Source organism: Bradyrhizobium sp. UNPA324, from assembly GCF_006658635.1.
In the GTDB taxonomy this organism is placed as follows: Bacteria; Pseudomonadota; Alphaproteobacteria; order Rhizobiales; family Xanthobacteraceae; genus Bradyrhizobium; species Bradyrhizobium nanningense.
Genome location: NZ_LFJD01000004.1, coordinates 223,048 through 250,014 on the forward strand (window position 1 = coordinate 223,048; position 26,967 = coordinate 250,014).

General features: G+C 64.4%; 23 protein-coding genes. 14 read left to right on the top strand and 9 right to left on the bottom strand.

Annotated features, from left to right (window positions below; translation table 11 throughout):
- The first annotated feature begins 2 nt into the window (after positions 1–2).
- Entirely contained in the window at positions 3–326 is a 324-nt protein-coding gene (locus UNPA324_RS01080; protein ID WP_128922241.1) for a YkgJ family cysteine cluster protein, read from the top strand.
- On the opposite strand, the gene UNPA324_RS34910 is transcribed toward UNPA324_RS01080, so the two are convergent.
- Positions 323–721 (bottom strand): hypothetical protein, encoded by a 399-nt coding sequence (locus tag UNPA324_RS34910; RefSeq protein ID WP_128922242.1) that lies wholly within the window; start codon positions 719–721, stop codon positions 323–325. The two genes, UNPA324_RS01080 and UNPA324_RS34910, sit on opposite strands and share 4 nt — an antisense overlap.
- A 183-nt stretch (positions 722–904) precedes the next feature.
- Complete coding sequence (locus tag UNPA324_RS01090; RefSeq protein WP_181769632.1) at positions 905–1,252, bottom strand: DUF3307 domain-containing protein; 348 nt, start codon at positions 1,250–1,252, stop codon at positions 905–907.
- 416 nt (positions 1,253–1,668) lie between these two features.
- Between UNPA324_RS01090 and UNPA324_RS01095 the strand changes: the two genes are divergently transcribed.
- The 4 genes from UNPA324_RS01095 (at position 1,669) to UNPA324_RS01110 (ending at position 5,650) form a co-directional block, all read left to right on the top strand.
- Complete coding sequence (locus UNPA324_RS01095; protein WP_128922244.1) at positions 1,669–3,114, top strand: TAXI family TRAP transporter solute-binding subunit; 1,446 nt, start codon at positions 1,669–1,671, stop codon at positions 3,112–3,114.
- Between the two features lie 250 nt (positions 3,115–3,364).
- The gene (locus UNPA324_RS01100) at positions 3,365–3,583 is read left to right on the top strand and encodes a hypothetical protein (protein ID WP_128922245.1); all 219 of its coding nucleotides are present in this window, start codon (positions 3,365–3,367) and stop codon (positions 3,581–3,583) included.
- Positions 3,584–3,744: 161 nt separating this feature from the next.
- Positions 3,745–4,851 carry a cyclic nucleotide-gated ion channel gene (locus UNPA324_RS01105; RefSeq protein ID WP_128922246.1) on the top strand — a complete coding sequence of 369 codons (1,107 nt, stop codon included), beginning with the start codon at positions 3,745–3,747 and terminating at the stop codon, positions 4,849–4,851.
- A gap of 13 nt (positions 4,852–4,864) precedes the next feature.
- Positions 4,865–5,650, top strand: a complete 786-nt coding sequence (locus UNPA324_RS01110) for an enoyl-CoA hydratase/isomerase family protein (protein WP_141933021.1) — start codon at positions 4,865–4,867, stop codon at positions 5,648–5,650.
- Positions 5,651–5,881: 231 nt separating this feature from the next.
- Here the strand turns inward: UNPA324_RS01110 and UNPA324_RS01115 are convergent, their stop codons facing one another.
- On the bottom strand, positions 5,882–6,526 hold the full coding sequence (locus tag UNPA324_RS01115) for a glutathione S-transferase family protein (RefSeq protein WP_141933023.1): 645 nt from the start codon (positions 6,524–6,526) through the stop codon (positions 5,882–5,884).
- 90 nt (positions 6,527–6,616) lie between these two features.
- Between UNPA324_RS01115 and UNPA324_RS01120 the strand changes: the two genes are divergently transcribed.
- Positions 6,617–7,597 carry a helix-turn-helix transcriptional regulator gene (locus UNPA324_RS01120; protein WP_141933025.1) on the top strand — a complete coding sequence of 327 codons (981 nt, stop codon included), beginning with the start codon at positions 6,617–6,619 and terminating at the stop codon, positions 7,595–7,597.
- Positions 7,598–7,734: 137 nt separating this feature from the next.
- The gene (locus UNPA324_RS01125; RefSeq protein WP_100180952.1) at positions 7,735–7,977 is read left to right on the top strand and encodes a hypothetical protein; all 243 of its coding nucleotides are present in this window, start codon (positions 7,735–7,737) and stop codon (positions 7,975–7,977) included.
- Positions 7,978–8,032: 55 nt separating this feature from the next.
- On the opposite strand, the gene UNPA324_RS01130 is transcribed toward UNPA324_RS01125, so the two are convergent.
- The 3 genes from UNPA324_RS01130 to UNPA324_RS01140 all read right to left on the bottom strand — a co-directional run bounded on the left by UNPA324_RS01130 (position 8,033) and on the right by UNPA324_RS01140 (position 10,954).
- Positions 8,033–8,980, bottom strand: coding sequence for a fatty acid desaturase (locus UNPA324_RS01130; protein WP_141933027.1), 948 nt, complete (start codon positions 8,978–8,980; stop codon positions 8,033–8,035).
- 17 nt (positions 8,981–8,997) lie between these two features.
- Positions 8,998–10,014, bottom strand: a complete 1,017-nt coding sequence (locus tag UNPA324_RS01135) for an alpha/beta fold hydrolase (RefSeq protein ID WP_141933030.1) — start codon at positions 10,012–10,014, stop codon at positions 8,998–9,000.
- Positions 10,015–10,150: 136 nt separating this feature from the next.
- The gene (locus UNPA324_RS01140; RefSeq protein ID WP_141933033.1) at positions 10,151–10,954 is read right to left on the bottom strand and encodes an MBL fold metallo-hydrolase; all 804 of its coding nucleotides are present in this window, start codon (positions 10,952–10,954) and stop codon (positions 10,151–10,153) included.
- A 174-nt stretch (positions 10,955–11,128) separates the two neighbouring features.
- Here UNPA324_RS01140 and UNPA324_RS01145 point away from each other — a divergent pair, with 174 nt between their 5' ends.
- Positions 11,129–12,331 carry an MFS transporter gene (locus UNPA324_RS01145; RefSeq protein ID WP_128922253.1) on the top strand — a complete coding sequence of 401 codons (1,203 nt, stop codon included), beginning with the start codon at positions 11,129–11,131 and terminating at the stop codon, positions 12,329–12,331.
- 125 nt (positions 12,332–12,456) lie between these two features.
- On the opposite strand, the gene UNPA324_RS01150 is transcribed toward UNPA324_RS01145, so the two are convergent.
- On the bottom strand, positions 12,457–13,464 hold the full coding sequence (locus UNPA324_RS01150; protein WP_141933035.1) for a zinc-dependent alcohol dehydrogenase family protein: 1,008 nt from the start codon (positions 13,462–13,464) through the stop codon (positions 12,457–12,459).
- A 15-nt stretch (positions 13,465–13,479) separates the two neighbouring features.
- Positions 13,480–15,093 carry an acyl-CoA synthetase gene (locus UNPA324_RS01155; protein ID WP_141933037.1) on the bottom strand — a complete coding sequence of 538 codons (1,614 nt, stop codon included), beginning with the start codon at positions 15,091–15,093 and terminating at the stop codon, positions 13,480–13,482.
- Between the two features lie 227 nt (positions 15,094–15,320).
- On the opposite strand from UNPA324_RS01155, the gene UNPA324_RS01160 reads away from it, so the two are divergent.
- From UNPA324_RS01160 to UNPA324_RS01175, 4 genes are all read left to right on the top strand, one after another.
- The gene (locus UNPA324_RS01160; RefSeq protein ID WP_502705461.1) at positions 15,321–16,511 is read left to right on the top strand and encodes an ABC transporter substrate-binding protein; all 1,191 of its coding nucleotides are present in this window, start codon (positions 15,321–15,323) and stop codon (positions 16,509–16,511) included.
- A gap of 254 nt (positions 16,512–16,765) precedes the next feature.
- Positions 16,766–17,833 (top strand): HlyD family secretion protein, encoded by a 1,068-nt coding sequence (locus tag UNPA324_RS01165; protein WP_141933042.1) that lies wholly within the window; start codon positions 16,766–16,768, stop codon positions 17,831–17,833.
- Entirely contained in the window at positions 17,830–20,601 is a 2,772-nt protein-coding gene (gene rbbA, locus UNPA324_RS01170) for a ribosome-associated ATPase/putative transporter RbbA (RefSeq protein WP_181769248.1), read from the top strand. Before UNPA324_RS01165 ends, rbbA begins: the two co-directional genes overlap by 4 nt.
- A gap of 2 nt (positions 20,602–20,603) precedes the next feature.
- A complete protein-coding gene (locus UNPA324_RS01175; protein ID WP_141933045.1) occupies positions 20,604–21,716 on the top strand; it encodes an ABC transporter permease in 1,113 nt (370 codons plus the stop codon).
- A gap of 143 nt (positions 21,717–21,859) precedes the next feature.
- Here the strand turns inward: UNPA324_RS01175 and UNPA324_RS01180 are convergent, their stop codons facing one another.
- Positions 21,860–24,916, bottom strand: coding sequence for an ATP-binding protein (locus UNPA324_RS01180; protein WP_141933047.1), 3,057 nt, complete (start codon positions 24,914–24,916; stop codon positions 21,860–21,862).
- A 223-nt stretch (positions 24,917–25,139) separates the two neighbouring features.
- Here UNPA324_RS01180 and UNPA324_RS01185 point away from each other — a divergent pair, with 223 nt between their 5' ends.
- The gene (locus UNPA324_RS01185) at positions 25,140–25,631 is read left to right on the top strand and encodes a hypothetical protein (RefSeq protein WP_128922261.1); all 492 of its coding nucleotides are present in this window, start codon (positions 25,140–25,142) and stop codon (positions 25,629–25,631) included.
- A 462-nt stretch (positions 25,632–26,093) separates the two neighbouring features.
- Complete coding sequence (locus tag UNPA324_RS01190) at positions 26,094–26,933, top strand: hypothetical protein (RefSeq protein ID WP_141933049.1); 840 nt, start codon at positions 26,094–26,096, stop codon at positions 26,931–26,933.
- The last annotated feature ends 34 nt before the right edge of the window (positions 26,934–26,967 follow it).

Below are 26,967 nucleotides of genomic sequence, written 5' to 3' on the forward strand. Positions count from 1 at the left end.
GGATGCAAGGGAGCTCCCCCATCGATCCGTCGAGCTGCTGCCAGAGTTGCGGCGCGTGCTGCGGCTATTCGGCCAACTGGCCGCGCTTCTCGATCGAGAGCGACGAGGAGCTTGCGGCGATTCCGCAAGCGTTGGTCAACGAGCGCCAGTCCGGCATGCGTTGTGAGGGCGATCGCTGCTCGGCCCTGCAGGGGGACATCGGGAAAGCGACCGCGTGCGGCATCTATGCGATGCGGCCGGAGGTGTGCCGCACCTGCATGCCGGGCGACGCCGAATGTGCAATGGCGCGGCGGAAGTTCAGGTTGCCTATGATCGCGATCGCTTAAGCGGGGACTGCTTCGATGATCTCGTCGTCGAACTCGTCCTCGAGCGGCACGAGCACCGAGAGCGGCTTGGTCGACAGCGTGATCGGCTTGCGGCCGCCCGACAGCGACGGCGAGGATTTCGCCGCGCCTTCCCGCGACAGCGCATAGAGTGTCGAGCCGACACGGCCGCCGTTCTCGATCAGGTCGCGCTCGTTGCAGCTTGCTGCGATCACGACCGCCAGCGAGTACAGATGGTTGCGGCGATAGCAGAACAGCGCCAGCCTGGCGCGCGCGTCAGGGGAAACACTCTCAACCAGCCTCGGCAGGCCGCTCTCGCTGGCGCGGTACATCTCGCCAAGGAGTTCGTCGCGAACCGGGCAGAAATCGCTTTCAAAGGCGTCGCGGCTTGAAAACATTGCAGTTCTCCCTCGTGTGGGGAAGATGCAGCGCAATTCTCTAATGAAAGGTTAACCACGCTGCCCGGTAGTCACCCGGGGTGCTTGCGCGTGGGCCGCGAATCGGAAGGTGCGGGACTCGTCGCTTGCCGCCATTCCGGGGGGCGGTCCGCAGGACCGAGCTACGGAATGATTGCGCGGCAGTCAGTTCGTCGCCATGAAGATGGACAGCCCGAAGCCGGTGAGATGGTGCAGCGCCTGGTCGACGCCGATCAGGGTCCAGAACCAGGGGTGCGCCAGGTCGACCCCGAAATTCGCCGAAACGAACCCCTTGGCACGGTCGATCGTGATGTGGATCACGAAGTCGATGAATGCCACGAACCAGAATTTCGGCGCCACGATCAGGATCAGCGGCAGCGCAACCGCAAGGTGAACGAGGCAGTGCACCAGGAGCGGCAGAGCCCAGCCGTGCTTCTGATCCTTGCCGTGCGCCATCCAGGCGGTCTGGAGGACGAAATCGGCGATGACGTGCTTGAAGGCGAGCAGCAACATCCAGCCAATAAGCGCTTCGACCGGAACCGCCGATGACATGGGTGGAAACGACAAGGCTGACGCCCTCATTGACGTGACAAGAAAAATTGGAGCGTTCAGCGCAACTTCTTCTTGGACCAGTTCTGGACCGGTCAAAATCGCCGGGAGGCGCGATTTATGACATCTCCCGCGACGGAATGCAGCCGGGGGAACCGGAAAATCGCCAAGTGTGGCTAACTGGTGATAGGAGGACCAATCGCCGCCGACGCGTCGCGTAAGGTTACCATCGGCTCGAAATTTGCAATCCGCTCCCTTCACGCTATCATTGCAGACAGAGAATTTCGTTCTTTTTTCAGGCGTTTACGAATTAAAGGGCGCTCGCTGCGATCGCATTCGCGAGCCGCCCGCCACCGAAACAATAAGGCCAGAGTGCTGCCATGAGTACTGAAGGCCCCACTTCGTCATTCACTGAACCGCCGTCCCGGCGCCCCAAGGTCATCAAGACCAATCAACAGCAGGTCTTCCTCTATGTCGTGCTGACCCTGCTGTTGTCGCTCGCCACCGTCTGGGGCGGCCGCGCCCTGCTGCACAATTCGGAAACGCTGACCTTTGCCGTCGGCGGTCCCAACAGCGACGAGGCACTGTTCGCGGCCAAGCTCGCCGCCGTGCTTAAGTCCAACGCCTCGCGCTTCCGGATCAAGATCGTCAACAATGCGGACAACGCCAAGGCGCTCGCACAGTTCGACCGCAAGCAGGCCGACCTCGCTGTCCTGCGCACCGACGCCAAGGTCCCGTTGCGGGCGCGCACGCTCGCGATCCTCGAGCACGATCTCGTGCTTCTGCTCGGTCCCGGCAACAAGAAGATCAAATCGATCGCCGAACTGAAGAAGAAGAAGGTCGCCGTTCTCGCCCAGAGCGAATCCTCCCTCGCCTTTGTCCGCAGCATCCTCGACATCCCCGACGGTCCGGATGCCGCGAAGATCCAGATGGCGCCGCAGGGCGCAACGCTCGACAAGCTGTTCGCACCGTCGAACGGCTTTGGCGCGGTCATCGCCATCGTCCATGCCTCCAGGGCTGTCAGGGACAAGGCCTATGAGCAGGCCGCCAAGCGCGGCGGCTTCACGCTCAACGCGATCGACGAGGCCAAGGCGCTGGCGCGCAGGCTTCCCGGCATTTCAAGCGAAACGCTGACGGCAGGCACGCTGTCGACCTCCCCGCAAATTCCCGACGACGATCTCGACACGATCGGGCTGGAATGGCTGCTGGTCGCGCAATCCAGGATGTCCCCGACCACGGCAGGCGAGCTCGCCCGCACCGTCTACGAGAACAAATCCGCGCTCGGGCTCGACAACGGCTTTGCCACCAGGATCGAGCCGGCCTCTGTCGAGAAGGACGCCTTCGTGATGGCGCACCAGGGGGCGGCCGACTACATCAACGACGACACCAAGTCGTTCATGGATAAGTACAGTGACTTGATGTATCTGGGCGCCGCGGCGCTCAGTGTCATCGGCTCGATCTTCGCTGCGATCTACGCCAAGATCACCCGCATCGCGCCCGAGAAGGCCAGCAAGCTCTCCACCGCCATCCTCGACATCGGCGAGCGGATCGAGCACGCCCACTCGCTGGATCAGCTCGAATGCCTCCAGGACGAGCTGGAGAGCATTTTGCGCGGCGCCGTCATCGGTCTCAGAGATGGCACGATCAGTACCGACGGGCTCGACACCTTCAAGCTCGGCTACGAGTTCGTCCGCGACGAGATCGGCATGCGCCGCGACTATCTGAAACGTCATGCCAGCGAGACCGAGAAGACAGTGCAGGGCGCTGGCCCTGCTCCGCACGACGACAGCAATGTCGTGGTGGTGAAGACCGCCCAGAGCGCCTGAGGGGTTGCGCGCCCATCAATCTGTTGTCCCGGACAAGCTGCAATGCCGAAGGCGTTGCGGCGCAGAGCCGGGACCCAGGAGCCGCAGCCTGCTCTGCAAGATGGGCCCCGGCTCTGCAGCGCAACACTGCGTGCTGCGCTGCGTCCGGGGGCATGAGACTCGGGTTGTGGCTCCGGCCGGCCGATATCGTCCGTCCGGAACCACCGCGATCTGCAACCGTTGGATTCTTGTTACAACCGGAGACCGCGGCGTGCGTGCACTCCTCATCATCATCCTTCTGGGAATGCTGGCGGGGGCCGGTTACTTCGCCTATTCCGCAATGGCGGTCGACGGTGAGCCGATTCCGACGGAAGGCTACGTGGCGCTGGCGCTGGGCGCGGGGTTTTCCATCGTCGTCGGCGTCGGGCTGATGGTGCTGCTGTTCTTCAGCAGCCGCCGCGGTTACGACGAACCGCCACATTTCAGGTAGACACCCCCGCCAGCGACGGCGGCACGGCGGGCCCGGCGCCGCAGCGCCGATCACACAGCCTGCCCCTGTCGTTGACGACCCCCGCCCAGGCGGGCACTTTGGCGCCGACGTCCCCAGCCGGGGCCCGAAGACTTGTCCCAAAGACCGAGCCGCCTTCCCCCATGTCCAAGCCGTTGATTTCCGCTCTGGCCCAGTTCGCGGCCGTCACGGCCGGCCGCAACATGACCAAGGCGGCCTATGTCGCGGTCGTCATCGGCGTGCTCAGCATGGTGTTGCTGTCGGATAAGCGGGCCCATGAGGCGCACGGCTGGATCAGCGCGCTGCTCTGGACCTGCCTCGCCTATTTCGTATTCGAATGGCTGGTCCGGCTGCGCCATATGACGCAGCAGGGGCGGCTTTCCCTGTACATGTCCTCCTCTGCAGGGCTGGTTGACGCGATCGGAGCTCTGGCGGTGCCGGTCGCGCTGGTTCTCGGCGTCGAGCCCCGGACGGCCTGGCTGCTCAGCGTGCTCTGGGTGCTCAAGGTGGTGCCGGGCATTCCGGGCCTGCGGCAGCTTCGCCGCGTGCTGGTGCTGGAATCGGGACCTCTGGTCAGCGTGCTCGTGATCTTCCTGATGGTGGTCTTCCTCGCTTCCGTGGCCGAATATTTCCTGGAGCGGGACGTGCAGCCGCAGACTTTTGGCAGCGTCCCCGCAGCACTGTGGTGGGCCGTCGTCACACTCACGACGACGGGCTACGGCGACGCCGTGCCGGTCACGCCGCTCGGGCGCCTGGTGGCGGCCACGGTGATGATCTCCGGCCTCGGCGTGTTCGGCCTCTGGACCGGTATCCTGGCGACCGGATTTGCCGCCGAGACGCGGCGCGACAATCTCCTCAGGACCTGGGAGGCTGTCAGCAGGGTGCCATTCTTCGCGGCGCTCGGCCCCGCCGCGATTGCCGACGTCACCCACATGCTGCGGACCATGGAGCTGCCGGCGCGCACCATGATCATCCGCAAGGGGGCGCCGGGCGATTGCATGTATTTCATCGCCGCCGGCGAGGTCGAGGTCGAGCTGCCAGGCAAGAAGATTCAGCTGGGCGAAGGCGCCTTCTTCGGCGAGATGGCGCTGCTCGGCAACAACAAGCGCGGCGCCAACGTTTCGACCACGAAAGTGTCGCGGCTTCTGGTGCTCGACCTCGTCGACTTCCGCGTACTGATGGCGCGGCACCCGGATCTCGCCGAGACCATCGACGCCGAGGCGAAACGCCGCGCGCTCGAAAACAAGTAAGATGGAGACAAGAATGTCGGATATCACCGACGCAGCGACTAGCCCCCTGCTCGAACGCGACGGCGCGCGCGCCACCATCCGCCTCAACCGGCCGAAGCATCTCAACCGGCTCCAGGCGGAAGACCTCGACGAGCTCGTCAGGCTGTTCGACCTGGTCGAGGCCGATCCTGCCCTCCGCGTGCTGGTGCTGACCGGCACCGGACGCGCCTTCTCCGCCGGCTATGACCTCAACTCGGTCGCCGAGCGCGCCGTCAGCGCAAACGAGCAGCAGAGCGCAGGCTCTGCCTTCGAACTCGTCGTCAACCGGTTGGAGGATCTCGGCGTGCCGACGATCTGCCGGCTCAACGGCGGCGTCTATGGCGGTTCGACCGACCTCGCGCTCGCCTGCGATTTCCGGATTGGCGTCGACACTGCCGAGATGTTCATGCCGGCGGCGCGGCTCGGGCTGCATTATTACAGGAGCGGCATCAAACGCTACGTCACCCGGCTTGGCGTCGACAACGCCAAAAGACTGTTCCTGACCGCGCAAAAGATCAGCGCGCCGGAGATGCTGCGCATCGGCTATCTCACCGCCATGGTGCCGGTGGAGTTTTTGGACGAGGAGGTCGATCAGCTCGCCACGGTTCTCGCCGGCAACGCGCCGCAGGCAATGCGCGGCATGAAGCGCGCGATCAACGAATTCGCCCGCGGCGAGCTCGATGATCGCGCCGCCGACCAGCGCCACCGCGACAGCATGCGCGGCGACGAGATCAAGGAAGGCATCAAGGCTTTCGCGGAGAAGCGGCCTCCGAGGTTTTGAGGGAAGCTGGCGAGACCGCGCCATACAGTCAGTGTCGTCCCGGACAAGCGCGCCCAAGCGCGCGCAGATCCGGGACCCATAACCACAGGGAGTGGTTATAGCGGGAAGCTGATAACTCCGAGTCTTCGCAAAACACCTCCCTGGGGCTGTGGGTCCCGGGTTTGCGCTGACGCTTGCCCGGGACGACGGCGGAGATTGGGGGCGCGCCTTTCGTCATCAACGCGAACGCCCTTACGCTCCAGCCGCCTTGGCATGCTGCGCGGCCATCTCCTCGTCCGCCGCAGTGATGCGCTGGAACGCCGGGCGCGAGGTCATGCGCTCGGCATAGCGGACGAAGACGTCCTTCTTCGGCACGATGCCGAACATCATGGTCCAATTGAACGCCACGCCCCACAACACGTCGGCAGCCGTCATGCGCTCGCCGAGCAGATACGGCCCCTTCGACAGCTGCGCTTCGAGCGCGCCCAACATGGTGTCGTAGTCGGCATAGGGCGACTGCGTGATGGGCGCCGGCTCGCGCTGCATGAACTTGTCGATCAGCGCCGGCTCGAACGAGGCGCCGTAATAGGCGATCCAGCGCAAGTATGGGCCGCGCAGCGGATCGTTCAGCGCGGGCGTCAGGCCCGCCTGCGGGAAGAGATCGGCGAGATAGATGGTGGTCGCGACCTGCTCGGTCACGAGCGCCTCGCCGTGGCGGATCGCCGGGACCTTGCCGAGCGGATTGATGGCAAGATAGGCCGGCTTCCGCTGTTCGCCGGCCTTCATGTTGAGGACATGGAGATCGTAGGGCGCGCCGAGCTCCTCCAGCAGCACCCGCGTGCCGGTGGCACGGCTTTGCGGCGAGTAATACAGCGTGATGCGGTTCGAGTCGGTCATGGCAGGTCTCCTAAGGCGCCCATCTGGCGAGGTGCCCATCTCTACGCGACCATACCTGACATCCTGTGTCAGGTATGGTTTAAGGAAATCATGCGCGCGAGCCGGATGCTGTCGATCCTCACCACCCTCCAGGCCAAGGGGCAGGTCACCGCGCCCGAGCTTGCGGAGGCCTGCGAGGTCTCGGTGCGCACGATCTATCGCGATATCGACGCGCTCGCCGCGTCCGGCGTACCCGTCTATGCCGACCGTGGCGCGGAGGGCGGCTATCGCCTGCTCGACGGCTACCGCGTGCGGCTGAACGGCCTGTCGCAGAGCGAGGCTGGCGCACTGTTCCTCGCTGGGCTCCCGGGCCCCGCCGCGGCGCTCGGGCTGGATGCGGCGATGATCGCCGCGCAGACCAAGCTGATGGCGGCGCTGCCCGCGAACCTGCGCGAGGACGCCGGGCGGATGCAGGAGCGGTTTCATCTGGACGCGCCCGGCTGGTTCGGTGAGGCGGAAGAGCCGACGCATCTGCGCACGATTGCCGACGCGCTGCTGCGCGGGACGCTGATCAAGATCCGCTACCAGAGCTGGCGGTCGGAGAAGCAGCGCCGCCTCGCCCCGCTCGGTCTCGTGCTGAAGGGCGGGAACTGGTACCTCGCGGGCCAGGTCGATGCCAGCGTGCGCACCTATCGCGTCGCGCGTGTGCTCGACTGCACGGCGCTCGACGACCGCTTCGAGCGCCCCGCCGATTTCGATCTCGTGGCCTATTGGCAGGCCGCGACACTTCGCCTCGAGGCCGAGATGCATCCGAATGTCGCGGTGGTGCGGCTGTCGCCGTTCGGCGTCAAGCTGCTCGACGCGCTGAGCCAGCCTTACGTCAAGGCGCGCACGCAGCTCGAAGAGACTACGGATGCCGACGGCTGGCGCGTTGCGCGCGTGCCTGTCGGCAAGACATCCTGGCACGCCGCGGCGGAATTGTTGCGGCTCGGCCCGGAGGCCGAAGTGCTGGAACCCGCCGATCTCCGCGACAAGATGATGGAGATGGCGCAGGCAATGGCCGCGCGCTATCGCGCGGCGCGGAAAGCATGACGGCGGCACATTCCGCGCGGGCCACGAAACAATCCTGAAACACGATTCTCCACGTCGCGCGTGAACGCAATCCCGTCTCGGCCCGACCGAGATGCAGGGACACAACAACGGCCTTAGCGCCAAACTGGAGAATGAAGATGTTTCGTAAGCTTGCTCTGGGTCTGATCGCCGCCGGTTCGCTCGGCGCTGCCGCTCTCGCGCCGACCGCTGCCTCGGCTCACGGCTTCCATCATTGGGGCCATGGCTGGGGTCCGGGCTGGGGCTTTGGCGGTGTCTACGTCAACACCGGTGTCAGCAATTGCTATCAGGAGCGCGTGGTCCAGACCCGCCACGGCCTGCGCGTCCGCGTCGTGAACGTCTGCGCCTACGGGATCTACTGATACTCGCTTTCACGATAAAACTCCGGTCGCACCGCGGCCGGAGTTTTGCGCGCGACTAGCCGGCCTGCTGCTGCCGGCGAAACCAAGCCCAGGTCTCGCGCGTCGTTCGGATGTAGCCGCGGCCGCGGTGGACGATCTCGCCGTCGACGATCGCGTTCAGCTTCGGCAGCGCGTGAAACGGGATCGAGGGATAAGCGTGGTGCTCGACATGGTAGGGCATATTCCACGCGAACCATTTGACGATTGCAGCGGTGTAGGTGGTGCGGGTGTTCTGGAAAGCGCTGCGGGTGCGCTCGCAGCCGGTGTGCTCGGCATAGAGATAGGGTCGCAGGAAGAGCTGCCCGATCACAAGCGGAACGACCCAGACCCAAAGCAGCAGCGCCGACAAGAACCACAGCGAGAGCGCGAGCAGCAGGACATAGAGCGCGGCATAGGCACGCGCCTCTCTCACGATGACGGCGCGCTTGCTCTCGGGGATCCAGGGCACGGTGACGTTGCCGGTGCCGGCATGGCCGAGCATCAGCCGGAGACGGCCGGCGACCTGGAGCAGGCCGCTATAGGCGATCGCGAGCTCTGTGTCGGATGCCGGCTTCACCCCGACGATCAGCTCGGGATCCTTGTCCGGATCCTGGGTGTAGCGGTGATGGTCCCAGTGAAACAGGCAGTAATATTCGTAAGGCAATCCGATGATGAAGGCCGAGAGATGGCCCACGGCGAGATTGAGGCCGCGGCTCCGGAACGCGGTCTTGTGCGCGGTCTCGTGCACCGCCATGAACAGGAAGGCGACGACATAGCCCTGCACTGCCATCAGCGGCAGCGCCCAGAGCACGCCCCATGTCGTGGAAACCTTAGAGATCAGCGCGCCGACCAGCACGATCGCGCCATAATGGCCGAGGCTCTGCACGGCACCCCTGAGATCGGAGCGGACCGACAATTTGCGCAGCATCGCCGGCGTCAGCGGCTTTAGGCGGTGATCGGACTCTGAAACGGTCGCGTCGGTCATGATCGAAATGCCCTGCCCTATTTGCCGAGAAGCGCCGCGACCTCGGCCTTGATGAAGGCCTGGTCGCGCGGATTGCCAGCTGGATTGCCGGCGCGATGGCCGTGCAGTGACGGGATCGGATGCAGCACCGCCGATTTCGCGTTCACCAGCCGGCCGAGCTCGTCCTCGTTGTCGCGCACATCGAAATAGCGGTCGGTCGCACCCGGCATCAGCAGCATATGCGCCTTGATCACCGCCAGCGCGCGATCGAGATCGCCACCAAATTGCTTGCAGCGGCTGATGTCGCCGTTCTGCCAGATGCCGATCTGCGCCAGAAGATCGTTGGCATCGCGCCGTGCGAAAGTCGCGTCCCAGGTGCGGACCAGATAATCCTCCAGCGAGGTGAAGCCGGCCTCGCGCCAGAGCTCGTCGCGATAGAAGCCATGCGACATCGCCCAGCCGGCATAGACGCGGCCCATGGCGCGATAGCCCGCGACGGGTTTTTCCACGAAGCGGCCGTCGCGGAAGGCGGGATCGGCGGTAAGCGCGGCCTTCACGCTCTCCAGGAAGACGTAATTGTAGGGCGCGCAGCGCGAGACGCCGCAGACCACGGCTGCCCGTTCAACCATGTCGGGATGCAGCGCTGCCCAGTGATAGGCCTGCATGCCGCCCATCGACCAGCCGTAGACGAGGGCAAGCCTGGCGATGCCGAAGCGCTCGGTGAGGAGGCGGTGCTGGACTGCGATCGCATCGTGATAGGTCACCGCGGGGAACGGCGCCGCGGAATTCGACGGCGAGGACGACAGGCCGTTGCCCAAAAGGTTCGGGATGATGATGAAGTAGCGCGTCGGATCGAGCACGCCGTCGGGGCCGATCAGCCATTCGGTGTCGATGTGCTGCGCGCTGAACGAGGTCGGATAGAGGATGACGTTGTCCCTGGCCGGGCTCAGCGTGCCATAGGTCTTGTAGGCAAGCTTCAGCGAGGGGAAGACGGCCCCGGATTGCAGCGTGACGTCGCCGGCGTCGAAAATCTCGTAATCCTGCAGGCCCGTCATGCGTCCAACTCCCGCTCACGCCGCAGAGCGCCGCGGCTTCCACGATGCATTGATCATGCCGGACTCGCATCCGCGTCATTGCAGCTTATAATGTACTTATAGTACAGTTATTAGAGACCAGCAAGATATATCTGGCTCAGGCGATGGCCGCCAGATAGCGCGCAACTGACGCCGCGAAGGCGGCCTTGGCGCCGCTGGCGATATTGCGCCCCCACCACGCGCCATAGATGCGATCGAAGGCGAGCGGCTCGACGGCTGCCGCGATCCGCCGCACCGCGGCTGCATTGAGCGGCATGTAATTGGGATAGGAGTACATGAAGCTGACGAAGCGGCGGTCCATCGTGACCTGTGCGATGTCGCCGGTGAGCAGCGCGCCCCTGCCGTCCGCACTGCGCGCGGAGTGCAGCACGGTGCCACCGGCGAAATGACCGCCGGTGCGCAGCAGCAGCACATCGTCGGAGATGCGGTGGCTTTCCCCGGTCCAGTGCACGATCGAGGGATGCGGCCGCGTGACGAAAGCGCGATCGTCGGCATGCAGATAGACCGGCACGCCGCCGAAGGCGTCGCTCCAGTCGGCGACCGCGCCGTAATAGTGCGGATGCGAGATCGCGATGGCCTTCAGTCCACCGAGTGCTGCGACATGCTGGATAGCGTCGTCGGTTGCGAGCGGAATGCAATCCCACATCACGCAGCCGTCGCCTTGTGGCACCAGCAGCGCCCGCTGTCCGATGGCGAAGCTCGGCTCCAGGCCGATGCCGGTGAGGCCGAGATCGTCACGCCCCACTAGTCGGTGCCCCCGCGCGAGCTCCTCGCGCGTGAGAAAGGTCTGCCCTTTCCAGTTCACGAACTGCCGCTCGTCCTCACAGATCACGCAGGAGGCGGGCGGATTTCCGCCGTTCGGGAATTGCGCGCCGCAGGTTTCACAGGTCCAGAGAGGCATGGCTCGAGCTCCGTGGGAAGATCGCAGGATGACATCGCGAACGCGCTTTCAGCAAGCTCGATGAACGTCGGGGAGTGACTGGAACCAACACGACGAGCGCCCGTTACGTTCAGGTCGACGCCAGAACGATTGGCCACGAGGATCACGGCACACGAAGAGCATGTTTAGGTATCGATGACATCGCGGCCTCCCTCCTGGTCCCACCTGTGGCCCCTGTTCGCGCTCAACTTCTTCATGGCCGACATGCAGTCGGGCATCGGTCCGTTCGTCGGCGTCTTCCTTCAGGAGCGCGGCTGGGCGACCGGGCTGATCGGCACCGCGCTGACGATCGGCAATGTCGCGGGCATGCTGATCACGACCCCGATCGGCGGCTTCATCGATTCCAGCCGCAACAAGCGGCTATGGGTCGTCATTCCCGGCATCTGCGTCGTTCTTGCGTCCGCGATCATCCTGATCTCGCAAAATTTCTGGGCGGTGACGTTCTCCCAGGTGGCGCAATCGCTGGCGAGCGCCGCCATCGTGCCGGCGGTGACGGGCATCACGCTCGGCATCGCCAAGCAGAAGGGTTTCAATGCGGTCAACGGACGCAACCAGGCGTTCAATCACGCCGGCAACATGGTCGGCGCCGCATTGTCGGGCTATCTCGGCTACAAGTTCGGCTATGTCGCCGTGTTCGTGCTGGCGGCCGTGTTCGGCGCCATCGCGATCGCCTGCGTGCTGATGATCCCCGCCAAGGCGATCGACGACCGTGCCTCGCGCGGCAGCAAGGAGGACGACTCGAAGGCTCCGCCGGATGCGATGACGATGCTGCTCAAGCACAAGCCGCTGCTCGTGCTGGCACTCGCGCTCGCTCTTTTCCATCTCGGCAATGCCGCCATCGTGCCGCTCTACGGGCTTGCAGCCGTGGCCGAAGCGCAGGCCAACGGCCCGAGCTTCGTCGCCACCACCGTGGTGATCGCACAGGGCGTCATGATCGTGACCTCGCTGATCGCGATGAAGGCCGCGAGCAAGCGCAATTACTGGCCGGTGATCCTGGTCTCCTTCGTGTTTCTGCCCATCCGCGGCGTGCTGGCCTTCTTCGTCACGGGATGGTGGGGCGTCATACCGATGCAGGTGCTCGACGGCATCGGCACCGGCCTGCAGACGGTCGCCGTTCCCGGCATGATCGCGCGCGCGCTCAACGGCACCGGCCGCATCAATCTCGGCCAGGGCGCCGTGATCACCGTGCAGGGCGTCGGCGCCAGCCTCAGTCCCGCGCTCGGCGGCTGGATCGCGCAATGGATCGGCTACGGACCGACCTTCCTGCTGCTCGGCGGCTTCGGCCTCGCATCGATGGCGCTGTGGTTCGCGTTCGGGGCGGCGGTGAAGAAGTATTGATCGCCATTGCAAGAACCGGAGCGAGCAGCGATCCAGATTGCGTCTGCGGGAAAACTCTGGATCCTCTCGTTGCTCGCATTTTGGATACGAGATGATTGGTGTGCTCCAATCTCTTCGAGCGCCCTTCAGGGAAACTCCACCACGATCTTGCCGAAGTGACCGCCCTGCTGCATCAGGCGTAGCGCGTCCGGCACGGCATCGAAACTGAATACGCGATCGATCACCGGCTTCATGCCGTTGCGTTCGATCGCGGCCGTCATGCCTTCGAACATGCGGCGGCTGCCGACGGAGAGGCCGATGACGTGCAGGTTCTTGGCGAACAGGCTCGGAATCGCGATCTGCTGCGAGAAGCCCGTGAGCACGCCGATCACCAGGATGGTACCGCCGACACGCGCGGCCTCGAGCGATTGCGCAAAGGTGTCCTTGCCACCGACCTCGACGACGTGATCGACGCCTCCGCCGGTCCACTCTGCGGCCGCCTTGCCCCACTCCGGCACCGAACGATAGTTGATGGTGTGGTCGGCGCCGAGCGCCCTGGCACGTTCGAGCTTCTCATCGCTCGAAGACGTCACGATCACGCTTGCACCGGCGAGCTTTGCGAATTGCAGCGCGAAGATCGAGACGCCGCCGGTGCCCTGCACCAGCACGGTATCGCCGGGCTTCACATTCGCTTCTTCGAACAGCGCGCGCCAGGCGGTGAGTCCAGCGCAGGGCAGCGTCGCAGCCTCTCGGAACGACAGGTGCGAGGGCACGCGGCTGACGCCCTCGGCGTCGAGCACGATCACCTCCTGCAGCACGCCGGGCCGCGTGCCGCCGAGCGCGTGACGGCGGCTGGCGGTCGAAACTTGTCCATCGATCCAGGACTGGAAGAACATCGGACAGACGCGATCACCGACCGCAACGCGCGTGACGCTCTCGCCGACGGCGACCACCTCGCCCGCGCCGTCCGAGAACGGGATCAGCGGCAACCTGGTGACGCCGCCCTTGCCTTGCACGGTGAGCAGATCGCGATAATTGAGCGATGCCGTCTTCATCCGCACCGCAATCTGGCCGGGTCCGGGCGCAGGCTCGGGCAGATCGGCCAGCTCCATTCCCTCGATCGACCAGTCGCGCGCGACCTGCCAGGCTTTCATGGGAAGCGCTCCCTCTCAGGTGCCAAAGCTCTTCTGTACCGCCTTGTCGAGGGTCTCGCCGCCGACGAAGCGCTGGCGCAGCTCGCGCTTGAGCAGCTTGCCGCTCGGATTCTTCGGCAAGGCATCGACGAAGATGACGCGCTTGGGCACCTTGAAATGCGCCATCTGGCCGGCGCAGTGCTTGATGACGGCGTCCTCGTCGAGCTTTTCGCCGCTCTTGACCACGACGATGGCGGTGACCGCCTCGATCCAGCGCGGATCTGGCAGACCGACCACGGCGACCTCCGACACGGCGGGAATCCGATAGACCATCTCCTCGACCTCGCGGCTCGCGACGTTCTCGCCGCCGGTCTTGATCATGTCCTTGACGCGGTCGACCACGGTGATGTGGCCCTCCTCGTCGACGGTGGCGAGATCGCCGGAGTGAAACCAGCCTCCGGCAAACGATGCCGCGGTCTTCACGGGATCGTTGTAATAGCCGGACAGCAGATGCGGCGAGCGGTGCACGATCTCGCCGACTTCGCCGACCCTGACGTCCTCCATCGCTGTATTGACCACGCGCGTCTCGACATTCAGCACGGGCTTGCCGGCCGAGCCCGCCTTGCGCAGCTGGTCCTCCGGCCGCAGCACGGTCGCGAGCGGCGCGATCTCGGTCTGGCCGTAGAAGTTCCAGAACTTGACGGCGGGCAGGCGGCGCTGAAGCTCGAGCAGCACCTCCACCGGCATGATCGAGGCGCCGTAATAGCCCTTCTGCAAGGTCGACAGATCGGTCTTGTCGAAGTTCGGCGAGCGCAGCATCGCGATCCAGATCGTCGGCGGCGCGAAGAAGGACGTAATCTTGTGCGCCTGGATCAGCGCCAGAATGCTGTCGGCCGTCGGCTTGCCCGTGATGACGCCGGAAGCGCCGAGATAGACTTGCGGTCCCAGGAACACATCGAGCTGGGCGCAGTGATAGAGCGGCAGCGCATGCAGGAACTTGTCGTCCACGCTCATGCCGCCATCGATGATGCAGCTGACATACTGCCACATCACGGCTTCATGGGTCAGCATCGCGCCCTTGGGCAGGGATTCCGTGCCTGAGGTGTAGACGATCTGGGCGAGATCGCGGCTGTCGACCGACGTGTCCAGGAACGAGCCGTCGGCATCGAGCAGATCGTCGAAGGTGGTGAGGCCCGCCGGCACTGATGCGGGATCCTCGCCCGGCAGCCAGATCATCTTCTCGACGGCGCAATCCTTGGCGCTGGCTGCGCGCGCGGGCTCGACGAAATCGGGACCGGCCGCGAGCAATTTTGCCCCGGAGCTCTTCAGGATGAAATTGATCTCGTCCGGATTGAGCATGAAGTTGATCGGCACCAGTACGGCGCCGATCCGCGCCACCGCAAAGCGCAGCGCGGCGAAGGCGTGCGAGTTGCGCGAGAGCACGGCGATACGATCGCCCTTCCTGGCTCCGAGACCAAGCAAACCGCGGCCGAGCCGGTTGCAGATCGCGTCCATCTCGGCAAAGCTCCAGGTCGCGTCGCCGCAGCTCAGCGCGAGCTTGTTCGGCTCGCGGGCCGCCGAGCGGCGCAGGAGATCGCCGATGGAATGCTCGCGAGCCTTCGCGATGGTGGCTGCGGTGTCTCCGGTCATGTCTTCCTTCCCCCTGGATCTTTACTCTGCGTGTATGGCGGCTTGAGCACTCGTCGGCCCGCCGCATTCAAACGTATTCTGCGTATACGCAAACGTAGTCGGCGCGATTGGCTGCGTCAAATCAACCGGCCTGCGCGGCGTCAACACGCAAGAATTGACACTCCGGAGCAGCAAGTCTGGAGACGTGCACCAACTATAATATTGGGGGAAACACCATGTGCCGGATTATGTGCGCCGCCTTTGCGGCTGCACTCGCTGCCTTTGCCATCTGCCCTTCTCATGCCCAGCAGGCGCCGCTCAGGATCGGAGTGCTCTCCGACTTCTCCTCCGTCTATTCCGACATCGGCGGCATGGGGAATGTCGAGGCGACCAAGATGGCGATCGAGGATTTCGGCGGCCAGATGTTCGGCAAGCCGATCGACATGGTCTCGGCCGACGTGCTCAACAAGCCCGACGTCGCCTCGACCATCGCGCGCAAATGGTGGGAGACCGAAGGCGTCGACATGATCATCGACCTTCCGACTTCGGCGACCGCGCTTGCGGTGATGGAGCTGTCGAAGCAATACGGGAAGATCATGATCGTGACGGACGCGGCGAGCTCCGACATCACGGGAAAATCCTGCTCGCCCTATACCGCGCACTGGACCTACGACACCTACGCCAACGCGCACACCGTCGGCAGCGCCATCGTCAAGAACGGCGGCGACACCTGGTTCTTCCTCACCGCCGACTACGTGTTCGGCCATTCGGTCGAGCGCGACACCGGCGATGTCGTCAAGGCTGCGGGCGGCAAGGTGCTGGGCAGCGTCAAGCATCCGCTCAATACGGCGGATTTCTCCTCGTTCCTGCTCCAGGCCCAGGCTTCCAAGGCCAAGATCATCGGCCTCGCCAATGGCGGCGGCGACACCATCAATGCGATCAAGCAGGCTGGCGAATTCGGCATCGTCGGGGGTGGCCAGAACCTGGCCGCGATCGTGATGTTCATCTCCGACGTGCACAGCTTAGGGCTGAAGCTCGCGCAAGGCCTGATCATCACCGAGGCCTATTACTGGGATCTCAACGACAAGACCCGCGCCTTCGGCAAGCGCTTCCTCGAACGCGTCAAGCGCATGCCGACGATGAACCAGGCCGCCACCTATAGCGCGACGCTGCATTACCTCAAGGCGGTCCAGGCGGCCGGCACCCGCGACACCAAGACGGTGATGGCGAAGATGCGCGAGCTGCCGGTGCGCGACGCCTTCACCGACAACGGCACCCTGCGCGAGGACGGCCGCATGGTGCACAGCATGTACTTGTTCCAGGTGAAGAAGCCGGAGGAATCGAAGGGGCCGTGGGATTACTACAAGCTACTCGCCGAGGTTCCTGCCGACCAGGCGTTTCGCCCGCTTAGAGATGGCGGCTGCCCGCTGGTGAAATGAGGCGGCCCGGATCGAGCCGATCGTAATCCGTTCCGCAAGCCCTGCTCGTCCGCTTGACCCATCCGGGCGGACGAGCGGCAACGACGCCGCGCAGCAGCCCAAAATAAAGGCAGGGACGCCCCGCGCCGCCGTCTGATCTGCATCAAGTTGCGATGCAAAATTTCGGCGCAATGTTGAGGCCGCCCCTCCGCGCGACCAGCGGGCCGGGCGTAAGTCTCTCAACGATGGGCGCCGCCGCACGGCGTTTTGAACAGATGAACTTCACTCCGGGTCGCGTCATCGCCGCGATCGTCGTCCTCGTTGCAGGCGGCGGCTATTACTACTGGCAGCACCGCGATGCCAACACATTGCCGGCGGGCTTCGCCCGCGGCAACGGCCGTATCGAAGCGGTCGAGATCGACATCGCGACCAAGACGCCGGGTCGGATTCGCGAGATTTTGGTGGGCGAAGGCGACTTCGTCCGCGCAGACCAGGTTCTGGCCCGCATGGACACCGAGCAATTGCAGGCGCAGCACCGCCAGGCCGAGGCGCAGCTTCAACGCGCGGCGATCAATGTCGAGACCGCCAAGAGCCTGGTGAACCAGCGGGAGGCCGAACGCAAGGCCGCCGAGGCCGTGGTCGACCAGCGCGTTGCCCAGCTCGACACCACGAGCCGCAAGCTCGATCGCTCCGAACAATTGATCAGGACCAGCGCGGTGTCGCAGCAGGTTCTGGACGACGACCGTTCCGCCAACGCCACGGCAAAGGCGGCGCTCGCCGCGTCGCACGCTCAGGTCGCAGCATCGGAAGCGGCGATCAGCTCCGCCCGTGCCATGGTGATCGACGCCGGCGCCGCGGTCGACGCCGCGAAGGCCGCGATCGAGAGCATCAATGCCGACCTCAATGACAGCGTGCTGAAGGCGCCGCGCGACGGCCGCGTGCAGTATCGCGTGTCGCAGCCCGGCGAGGTGCTCGCCGCCGGCGGCCGTGTCCTCAACATGGTCGATCTCGGCGACGTCTACATGACGTTCTTCCTGCCGACGGCCGACGCCGGCCGCGTCGCAATCGGCGCCGAGGTCCGCCTCGTGCTCGACGCCATCCCGCAATACGTGATCCCCGCAAAAGCCACCTTCGTCGCCGACGTCGCGCAATTCACGCCCAAGACCGTCGAGACCGAGGAAGAACGCCAGAAGCTGATGTTCCGCATCAAGGCGCATATCGCGCCCGACCTGCTGCGCCAGCACATCGAGCAGGTGAAGACCGGCCTTCCCGGCATGGCCTATGTGCAGCTCGATCCGGCGGCGCAATGGCCCGGCAATCTCAACATCAAGCTGACGAGATGAGCCCGAGGGCCGCAGCCGAGCTACCTGCCGGGCGCGGCAGCGTGGTGCATCTCGACGACGTGGGCTTGAGCTACGGCAACACCCGCGCACTGGAAGCCATCACGCTCGACCTCCCGTCCGGCCGCATGGTCGGATTGATTGGCCCCGACGGTGTCGGCAAATCCAGCCTGCTCTCGCTGATCGCCGGCGCCCGCACGATCCAGCAGGGGCAAATCCACGTGCTCGGCGGCGACATGGCGAGCGCGCGCCATCGCCGCAACGTCTGTCCCGACATCGCCTACATGCCGCAGGGGCTCGGCAAGAACCTATATCCGACGCTGTCGGTGTTCGAGAACATCGATTTCTTCGGCCGCCTGTTCGGACACGACAAGGCCGAGCGGAACAGGCGGATCGCCGGCTTGCTGCGCGACACGGGGCTGACGCCTTTCGCCGACCGGCCCGCGGCAAATCTCTCCGGCGGCATGAAGCAGAAGGTCGGCCTATGCTGCGCGCTGATCCACGATCCCGAGCTCTTGATCCTGGACGAGCCGACAACCGGCGTCGATCCGCTGTCGCGCCGCCAGTTCTGGGAATTGATCGCTTCGATCCGCGACAGCCGGCCCGGCATGAGCGTGATCGTCTCGACCGCCTACATGGAAGAGGCCGCGCAGTTCGACTTCCTGATCGCGATGAATGCCGGCCGCGTGCTGGCGACCGGAACGCCCGCCGAACTGAAGCAGCAAACCGGAGCCGATACGCTCGATGAGGCCTTCATCCGCCTCTTGCCCGATGCGGAACGTCGCAATCATGCCGATGTCGTCATCCCGCCGCGGAGCGATGGCCATGACGAGATCGCGATCGAGGCCGATCACCTGACCCGGCGGTTCAACGGCTTCGTCGCCGTCGACGACGTCAGTTTCCGCATCAGGAAGGGCGAGATCTTCGGCTTCCTCGGCTCGAACGGATGCGGCAAGACCACGACCATGAAGATGCTGACCGGCCTCCTGCCGGTGAGCGAGGGCACCGCGCGGCTGTTCGGCAACACCATCGATGCTGGCGACATGTCGGTGCGGCGGCGCATCGGCTACATGTCGCAGGGCTTTTCGCTCTATTCGGAACTCACGGTCGCGCAAAATCTCGATCTGCATGCGCGGCTGTTCGAGCTGCCGGCGCAGACCATCGCCCCGCGCATCGCCGAGATGATCGCGCGATTCGATCTCGCCGACGTCGCCGATGCCCTGCCCGATGCGTTGCCGCTCGGGCTGCGGCAGCGATTGTCGCTGGCGGTCGCGATGATCCATGCGCCCGACATCCTCATCCTCGACGAGCCGACCTCGGGCGTGGATCCGGTCGCGCGCGACCGCTTCTGGCAGATCCTCGCCGAGCTCTCGCGCAAGGACAACGTCACCATCTTCGTCTCGACCCATTTCATGAACGAAGCCGAGCGCTGCGACCGGGTCTCGCTGATGCATGCCGGCAAGGTGCTGACGTCGGACACGCCTGCCGCGATCGTGGCTGCGCGCGGCACCACGACGCTGGAGCAGGCCTTCATCGCCTGCCTGGAAGAGGCGATCGCCGACACCGCGGATGCCGCCGGCCAGCCGGCGGCCGCACCGGCCATGCCGGCCATGGGGACGGCGGCGCCGCGCAAGCGCGGCATGACGTTCAACCTGACCCGCATGCTCGCTTATTCGCGGCGCGAGGCGCTCGAGCTGCGGCGCGATCCGATCCGCGCCACGCTCGCGATCCTCGGCAGCGTGCTGCTGCTGTTCGTGCTCGGCTACGGCATCAGCATGGACGTCGAGAACCTGACCTTCGCCGTGCTCGACCGCGACGACAGCGCGATCAGCCGCGACTACAGCCTTCAGATCGCAGGCTCGCGCTATTTCACCGAGAAATCGCCGATCATCGACTATGCCGATCTCGACCGACGGATGCGCGCCGGCGAGATCGGCCTCGCCATCGAGCTGCCGCCGGGCTTCGGCCGCGACGTCAGCCGCGGCCGCCATGTCGAGGTCGGCGCCTGGGTAGATGGCGCCAATCCGACGCGGGCCGAGACGCTGCGCTCCTACGCGCAGGCGATCCACGCCTCCTGGCTCGCGCAAAAGGGCCGCGAGCTCTACGGCGAGGCGGCGATCGCCGGCGCCTTCCAGCTCCAGCTGCGCTACCGCTACAATCCCGATGTCATCAGCGTGGTCGCCATGGCGCCCGGCATCATCCCGCTGCTGCTGGTCATGATTCCGGCCGTGCTCGCCGCCCTCGCAGTCGTGCGCGAGAAGGAGCTCGGCTCGATCGTCAATTTCTACGTGACGCCGGTGACGCGGCTGGAATTCCTGCTCGGCACGCAGCTGCCCTATGTCGTGCTGGCCTTCGGCAACTTCCTCCTCCTGGTCGCCTTTGCCCTCGCGGTCTTCCGGGTCCCCTTCACCGGGAGCTTTCTGACCTATGCCCTTGCAGCGCTGCTCTACGTCACGGCGACGACCGGCATGGGACTGGTGATTTCGGCGTTCATGAACAGCCAGATCGCGGCCTTGTTCGGCACCGTCCTGGTCACGCTGATTCCGGCCATCCAGTATTCCGGACTGATCGACCCGGTTTCATCGCTCCAGGGACTTGGTGCCCTGATCGGGCGGATCTACCCCACCACCTATTTCGTCACGATCTCGCGCGGCACCTTCTCCAAGGGCCTGGCGTTCGACACCCTCCACAACGATCTCCTGGCACTCGCCATCATGGTCCCGGTCCTGGTGATCGCCGGTGCGATGCTGCTGAAGAAACAGGCCCGCTGATCATGCGCTTCGACAACGTCTTTCAGCTCGGCATCAAGGAACTGCGCGGTCTCGTCCGCGATCCGATGCTGCTCGTGCTGATCGTCTATTCCTTCACGCTGGCCGTCTATGCCGGCGCCAAGGCGCTGCCGGAAACGTTGAACCGCGCCGCGATCGCGGTCGTCGACGAAGACCATTCGCCGATCTCGACCCGCATCGAGATGGCATTCACGGCGCCCTATTTCTCCGAGCCGCGCCTGATCTCGCAATACGAGATGGACCGGAGGATGGACGCCGGCCTCGACACTTTCGCGCTGGACGTCCCGCCCGACTTCCAGCGCGACCTGCTGGCGCGCAAATCGCCCAGCATCCAGCTCAACGTCGATGCGACGCGGATCTCGCAGGCATTCAACGGCGGCGGCTATATCGAGCAGATCGTCAGCGCGGAAATCGCCGAATTCCTGGCGCGCGCGCGCGATGCCCAGACCGTGCCGATCGAGCTGGCGCTGCGGGCGCGGTTCAATCCGGAACTGAAGAAATCCTGGTTCGGCGCCATCGACCACGTGATCACCTCGATCACCATGCTCTCGATCATCCTGACCGGCGCGGCGCTGATCCGCGAGCGCGAGCACGGCACGATCGAGCACCTCCTGGTGATGCCGGTCACGCCCTTGGAGATCATGGTGAGCAAGGTCTGGTCGATGGGCGCGGTAGTGCTGGTCGCCTCAGCGCTGTCGATCGCCTTCGTGGTCAAGGGATGGCTGCAGGTGACGATCGACGGCTCGCTGGCGCTGTTCCTCGTCGGCGCTGCGCTGCAGCTGTTTGCCACCACCAGCATGGGCATCTTTCTTGCCACCGTCGCCGGATCGATGCCGCAATTTGGCATGCTGCTGATCATGATCCTGCTGCCGCTGCAGACGCTGTCGGGCAGCATGACGCCGCGAGAGAGCATGCCGCAATTCGTTCAGGACATCATGCTGGCGGCGCCCAACACGCATTTCGTGATGCTGGCACAGGCGATCCTGTTCCGCGGCGCGGGCCTGGAGGCGGTGTGGCCGCAGCTCGTCGCACTCGCGGTGATCGGCGGCGTCTTCTTCGCGATCGCGCTGCGCCGGTTCCGCGCGTTTCTGGCGTGAGGCACGGGGGCCGCGCTGCAAAAAGCGCGAAAACAACCCCATGCACAGTAGCTACCCGACTGATTTGACTGCGAGATTCATTTGACGAGTCGGGCAGGTCGGCACCCGCGGCGACAATATCGCGGATCTGATCGGGTGCAGGGTCAGCTCAGCTCATTGCTCCGGGCGAGCATCCCGGCCAGCATCGCCTCCGCCTTGCACTGGAGCGGCCGCGCGCCGCTTTCGGAGGCGATGGCGATCGCCGCGCGCAAGGACGCGAGGACGGCCGCCTTGTTGTCCTCGCTGGTAACAGGCGTCACGACGGCTTCGCCGAACAGGGCCTCGGCCTCGAGCCCGGAAAACCCCTGCTGTCGCGCGGTGTTGCGCGCCTCGCGCAGCATGGTCTGCGCCGCCTTCGCCTCGCCGAGACGCCAGGTCGCGAGCGCCAGGTAGATCGAGCTGCGCAGCACCGCCGAGGTGTAGCCGACCGCCTTCGCCTCCTCGCGCGCTTCCGTCAGCATGCCGCGCGCCCGCTCGAACAGCCCCTGCTCCAGATAGGCCATGCCGAGGTGACAGGCGAGCACCGGCACGAACAGCCGGATGCCGTGCTTCTGCGCCAGCACAAAGCCGTCTTCGAGAATGGCGGCTGCCGCGGCGGGATCGCCCTGGCCGAGCATCAGCCAGCCGCCGCTATAGGCGGCTGCGACGCGGTCGTAGGGCCGCCCGGTCTCCTCGGCGATCGCGGCAGCCTGTTGCTGGAGCTGCTCGGCGGCCTCAAGCTCGCCCATGACGGTGTGGGTGATGCTGCTCATCATGCAGCAGAGGAGGAGGAGGTATTTTGGAGTCGTTCCGATAGGGGCATGGGCCTCTGGCTCGAGCAATCGGGCGCGAACCGCGGCCAACAGTTTTTCGGCGCTATGGTAACGGCCGGCGACGAAATAAGCCTGCCCGAGACCATATTGCGCCAGATTGCTCCACCCCTGATTGCCCCACTCCGCCGCCAGGCGCACGACGGCCTCGCCGATGGCAACAGCCTCGCTCGGCGTTCCGTAGAAGTTCTGCGCACTCGCCCTCACCGTCATGGCCGCGACTTTACGGCCGACGTCATTGATTGCGTCGGCTCGCTGCTCGGCTTCATTTCCAAGCTCCAACGCCCGAGCAACGCAGCCAGACCACATGAAAGCCATCCGCGCCTCCATTCGGAGATCAACGGCATCCGCCTCGCGCGACCGAGTCATCGGAGTCTTATCGAGCGAGTTCATCGCGATTTCGAAGTAGTCGGCGGCGTCCGCGTAAGCCGAGCGCACCAGACATTTTCGCGCCGCGCTTCTCCCATGGCTAAACGCCTTCTGCCAATCCTTCGCTTGTGTCGCGTGATAGCACAGTCTCTCGGGAGCATCGCGCCATGCTTCGTCGTTCTCAAGTGCGGTCACAACGCGTGCATGTAAATTCTCGCGCACCTTTTCGACCATCGAATCGTAGGTCACCTGACGAACCATCTCATGCCGAAACTCGAGAGCGTCCTCCAGCTCGCTATCGATCCTGACCAGCAGTTCAGCGCGATCGAGAGTAGAAAGGCAATTCTGCAACGCGTCTTCAGGCAGCCCGGCGACCTTCCGCAGCATCACTTCGCTCGACCGCGGACCTAGCGTTGCGGCAATCTGGAGAATGGAACGCTCTTGCTTCGACACGCGATCAAGCCGCGCCGCGATCACGCCTTGGATGCTAGCGGGGATACCGAGTTCATCAATGGGGCGCACGAGAGCCAGGTCACCCCACTGACCGCGAAGCGTTCCACTATCCTTCAGCCCACGGCAAACCTCCTCGATGAAAAGGGGAACGTTGGACGTATGAGAAATGATCCGATGCTTGAGATCGGCATTCGTCTCGGAAGGACCGAGCATGTCCGCCAGCATGGCCAATCCCGAATCGTCGTCGAGGGGCCGCATCGCAACGACTTCCGCGTGACAACTGGCGATCCAGACCGGCATGCCATCCGGCCGCGTGGTGAGAAGCACCAAAAGACCTGGCGTTCGTAACGAAGCGATCATGGCCACGACCATGTCGCTCGCTCGATCGATCCAGTGCAAGTCCTCGATCAGAAGCACTGTGCGCTGGCGATGGGCCATACCTTCGACGATTGCGCAGCTCGCATCGGAAATCGCGCGTCTGCGGGCATCGGGCTCCAGGTCGTTCCACTGCGGATCGGATATGGGAAAATCGAGCACCGCATCGAGTGCGCACTGCTGAATCGCGGGTAAGTCCTTACGAGGATCGGCAGGATCATCGGGATCCTTTGCAACCGCCTCCAGGATCGGAAGCAACACGCGCTTGAGCGTGCTGAACGGCGCTCCTTGAAGGTTGGGGCTGCACTCGGCGGCGACCAGGCTCCAGCCGTCGGCCCGCAGGCCCTGCCCGAATTCATGCGCCAGCCGCGACTTCCCGATACCGGCATCGCCCAACAGCAGAACCGTCTGGCGGATCTCGCTCGTTCCTTCGGCAGCGCGCGCCAGCAGGGTGCGCTCCGTGGTGCGGTCGACGAACCGGGAGATGCTCCGCGCCCGTCGAACACGCCAGCTCGACAGGTCACTCGCGCCCATAATCCTGTAGACCGGCAGGGGCTCATTGAAGCCGCGCAGCACCTTGGGGCCCAGAAACTCAAAGCGGACATGTCCATCCGCAAGGCTCTGGCAGGCTTCGGACACGTAAATCTGGTTCGCCTCTGCCGCCGCCTCCAGCCGTGCGGCCAAGTGCTGCGCGGGACCGCCTATCTCGTAGACCTTGGAGAACTCACTGGCGACCATGTAGGCGACGACATGGCCGGAATGGAGTCCAACGCGCACCTTAAGTCCGGGATCGCCCAGGCTCGCGACGCGCCGGACGAGTTCGATCGCGGCATGGCAAGCCAGCGGCGCATGGTTATCGTCTGCGATTGGGGCACCAAACACCGCGGCTAGCCCGTCGCCAAGCTCCTTGCTGACGATGCCGCCGAACTGCCGTACCGCGCCCCTCATAGCCGCCAAGGCCGGCTCCAGGCGCGAGACGGCCTCTTCGGGTCCCAACTCGGCAACGAGACCGGTCGAATCGATGACGTCGGCGCGGAGGATCGTCACAAATCTCCGCTCATTATCGGGATCAACGCGCTGCCCGAGCGGTGCCCCGCATTTGCGACACCAGCTATCGCTCGGATCGATCGTCGACTGGCACGCCTGGCAAATCATTCCTGCGTTCTCACCGGGCGCGGAGATGGCGCGCTCAATTGAGCGTAAGAATACTCATCGGGATATCCCTGGCAATCAGTCTCGTACAGAACACAACTTACTGGGGTAGCTCTCTGGACGTAACGCAGTCGCGAGTGATAGCGTCCAGCAATAGGCAGTAAGCGGCCGATAAACTCAAATACTTGGGCCGCGAGGCCAGCAATTTCTTACCAAGGAAAAGGCGATGAGCGGACTGGTATATAGCGGCAAGGCATTTCGAGACTTGATGAACTCCAATTACTATCCCCTGGCGAACATGAAAAAGAGTGTGGCGAAGCTCAAGGCATCCGACGACATCGACCTGCCGACATTGGAATATGGCCAGTATCACCTGATCCTGAACCCGCCCTCGAAGTGGCCGCAGGGAAGCGCCAAGTACTGGCACAAGGAGAAGGGCCGGGCCCGCGTCGACCTCAGCACCCAGCCGAACACGGTCCCGCTGTCCAGAGACGAGCCCGGCGTCATCCCGCTGACCCGATGCGACCTGCTCGATGCCTGCGTCCGGAAGTGCTTCAACTCCGAGCCGCCGATCCCGATGAAGACGAAGATCATCGCCCACGCGGCTAGCGATACTTTCGCCCACCGCCACGAGATCCGGCTGGAGTGGGAATACAAGAAGGGATCGGACAAGCCGACGCTGCTGAACCTGACGATGGTCTGCCCGCACCGCAGCTGATCTTCAGCCGCATTCAGCCGATCCGGAATCGTGTCATGCCTCTCGCGCGCCGCAAGGCACGTTGGAGGCTTTTGCTGTGAGTCGTCCACCGCGAGACCGCCGCTGTCGCCTCTGCGTCTGCCAAAATGCTGTCCCGCAGCCGCAACGTGTCCCCTCCTGTCTGTTGTCGTGGGACTATTGTACGACGATGACGTCCGGATTTCTTTTTCCGAATGGGACGCTACGCAATCTTGCCGTGACAGACTTCTTCTGAAATAGTGCTCGCTTTAGTTGTATCTGCCGTTCTGATACTTTCATGCTGAAACCACCGCGGCCTGACGATCAGCCGCGGACACGCACGACCAACGCGACGAGCAGCGTTTTTCAGTAGCTGCGGCGCCGTACGTGCTCTGCCGAAAAATTGCGCCGTTCAATTCGTAGTCCCCAGATCCGTATGCAATTTCATTCAGAGGAAATACTTTCATGGCTCTCTTTGGCATCGATACTTCAGGTGTCGCCACCCCGGCTTTGAGCGTGCAGGCGGCTCCCCTCATCGGCGGCCCGCCGAAGTTCTGGGGGAGATATTTCAACGGCACCTCGTCAAACACCTATCAATACGAGACGTCCGAGAACGCGGTTCTTCACCAGCTTGGAATTCCCGTGCTTTGTCTGGCGCGGCAGATGAAGTTCGTGGGCGATCCCGCCCATGCCGCAGCGCATGCCCGCAGAAACATGCAGGGCGTGGTCGACGCGTTCGGTGCGCAATACCTCGTAAGCAGCAACCTCTCGCCGATCCTGTATCTCGATCTGGAGCCGGAGAGCAAAAACGCGGCCTACATCCTGGATCAGCAATATTACGCGATCTGGTCAGCCACCATCGTGGCAGGCTTGCAGACCCCGCAAGGCCTTATTCGCTTTCGTCCAGCGGTCTATCTCAATCAGGGCGATAGCCGGACGTCGTGGCTCAGGATCAACGACGCGTGTGCGGCCAGCGCCGCCTGCGTCGGCGTGTTTCCCGCGCGCTATATCCGCCAAAATCCGGACGACAAGGCGTCGCCGCCGCCGCCCTCCAGCGCACTCACGTGGAATGACCACGATCGCATGCCCAGTCCCAATCCGATCACGCACGGCCATGCCAACGCGAACATCCCCGTCATCGCCTGGCAGTACTACGGCGACTATCCCAAGCATTGGCCGCCGGGCCACCATGACCCGGTCCACGATGAGCCGATCGGAGGCGACATCGACTTCGATATGGTGAACCCCGCGCATGAGAACCTCGTGCTGTCCGGCCTCGTGCCGCCGCCGGCAGCTGCGCCATGAGGGCGTCGGCTCTCGGCCGAACTGTATGTGGATG